2 protein-coding genes are annotated in these 2,147 nt (G+C 42.8%); one reads left to right on the top strand and one right to left on the bottom strand.

Features of this window, described 5'->3' with window-relative positions:
* Positions 1-1,448, bottom strand: a 1,448-nt coding sequence (locus tag WB217_RS17540; RefSeq protein WP_423994579.1) for a solute:sodium symporter family transporter, incomplete at its 3' end; no start/stop codon positions are given.
* A 178-nt stretch (positions 1,449-1,626) separates the two neighbouring features.
* Here WB217_RS17540 and WB217_RS17535 point away from each other — a divergent pair.
* Positions 1,627-2,001, top strand: a complete 375-nt coding sequence (locus tag WB217_RS17535; protein ID WP_423994577.1) for a DUF1992 domain-containing protein — start codon at positions 1,627-1,629, stop codon at positions 1,999-2,001.
* The last annotated feature ends 146 nt before the right edge of the window (positions 2,002-2,147 follow it).

Here is a 2,147-nt window from a genome sequence, read left to right as displayed (position 1 = left end):
GCTACTTCAACCACGAACAGGATTGCATAGATGTGGATGAAGTGAATCGGGACGGCAAAATTGAATAATTGCTGTGTTCCCCAGATAAGCATGTAATAAGTGATGACGTGGAAGATAATCACTACTTTTGCAGCAAGAGACGGGACTCGTTTTGTGAAAATCCCTACGAGTAAAATTGCGATAATTGGAATGTTGAAGAAGCCGGTAAATCTTCTGATCAAGTCCCATAGACCTTCAGGAGCGTTCATCAGTAATGGAGCAATACAAAGTGAAACGACTGCCAGCAATGTTCCGGAAATTTTACTTACAGAGATCAATTTCTGATCATCTGCATCAGGATTGAATCTTGCTTTATAAATATCTAGCGCAAACATGGTTGCAGCGCTGTTTAAAAGAGAGTTGAATGAGCTTAAAACAGCACCAAGCAGGACTGCCAGGAAGAAGCCGGACATCCACGTTGGCAATACATCGGATATCAAAGCCGGATAGGCCAGGTCAACCGATTTCAGGTTGCTGCCATACAAATGGAAGGCAATAACGCCCGGGATCATCATTGCTAAAGGCACCAATAATTTATAAAATCCAGAAATGATGACACCTTTTTGGCCCTCAGCAAGGTTTTTTGCCCCTAATGTCCGCTGGATCACGTATTGATTGGATGCCCAATAGAATAGGTTGGCAAAAATCATTCCTGTAAAGATCGTTCCAAAAGGCACGGAATCTTTCTCTGTTCCAATAGAGTTCAATTTTTCAGGATGGACAGTTGCAATCTCCTTCATCCCACTGAACATATTTCCATCACCAAGTGCAATCAAGCCAAGAATCGGAACAAGCAGCCCGATGATGATCAAGCCAATTCCGTTTAACGTATCTGATATGGCAACAGCTTTTAATCCGCCGAAAATGGCGTAAATAGCCCCGATAATGCCGATAATCCAGATGATTATCCAAACGGAAACCTCATAGGATATACCGAAAAGTTCCGGGAAATTGAATAGCTGCAACACAGCAAGAGCACCAGAATAGAGCATGGATGGTGCGGTAACGAAAATATAGCCTAGCATGAACAAAAGAACGGTGTATTGCCGAACGCCTTCATCAAATCGCTTGCTCAAAAATTCGGGGAGCGTTGTGAAATTTCCGCCTAGATATTTAGGCAGCAAGTAGATTGCCATGATAATAATGGAGAACGCTGCAGTAACCTCCCAGGCCATGTTAGACAAATTTGTCCGATACGCCTGTCCGTTCAATCCGACAAGCTGTTCAGCTGAAAGGTTTGTGAGCAGGAGAGAGCCGGCAATAAACCCGCCGGATAAACCGCGGCCTGCGAGGAAATAGCCATCAGAATCACTTACCTCGCCCTTCGTCTTCACATAAGAATACCAGGCGACCAGCCCCATGAAAAAAGTGGCTGAAATCAATGTAAAGCCAATACCCCCAAAGTTCATTAACAGACACCCCTTGTTATGTAATTATTTTATATGTTGTTTAATATCCTGCTCGCTAACTTGCTAAACCTTTAACGCGGTAAAATGTGAAACTCGAAACAATACAATTAGGAAAAAATGGGAGAATATAATATCATAATAGTAATAAGGTGAAATTGATGGACTGGAGTTGGTTCTGATGGATTTTTCATTTATTGTTTCAGAGGAAAGGATTAAGCGGGCCTATAAAGATGGGGAATTTGATAATCTTCCTGGTTATGGAAAACCGCTGAAACTTGAGGACTTATCTGCAGTGCCACAGGAATTAAGGATGGCCTACCAGCTGCTGAAGAACAACGGATTCTCTCCTGAGGGAAATAAATTAAGGCAAGAAGTCATGACGATAGAAGATTTGATTCGTAAATGCGAGAATCCAGAAGAAAAAGAGCAGCTCAACCAGCAATTAGGCCAGAAACTCCTAAAGTACAACAAACTCATGTCAAGCAGAGGCGGCACCACCAACTCATCTATATTTAAAAACTACGAACGCAAAATACAAAATAAACTACTTTAACAAATTAACGCGCCGGGGGTCAGACCCCCGGCGCGTTAATACTGTAAAGCACTGGGGGTCTGACCCCCAGTGGAGTAATGCGGTGATGGAATAGAGCGTTGGCTTCTAAGTGCCTATTGTTTTGATTTTTTCGGCTGCTATTGCTG

The organism is Mesobacillus sp. (assembly GCF_049588175.1).
Taxonomy (GTDB): Bacteria; Bacillota; Bacilli; order Bacillales; family Cytobacillaceae; genus Mesobacillus.
Note: the sequence above shows the minus strand (reverse complement) of the source record. Positions and strands in the feature narration are given on the sequence as shown.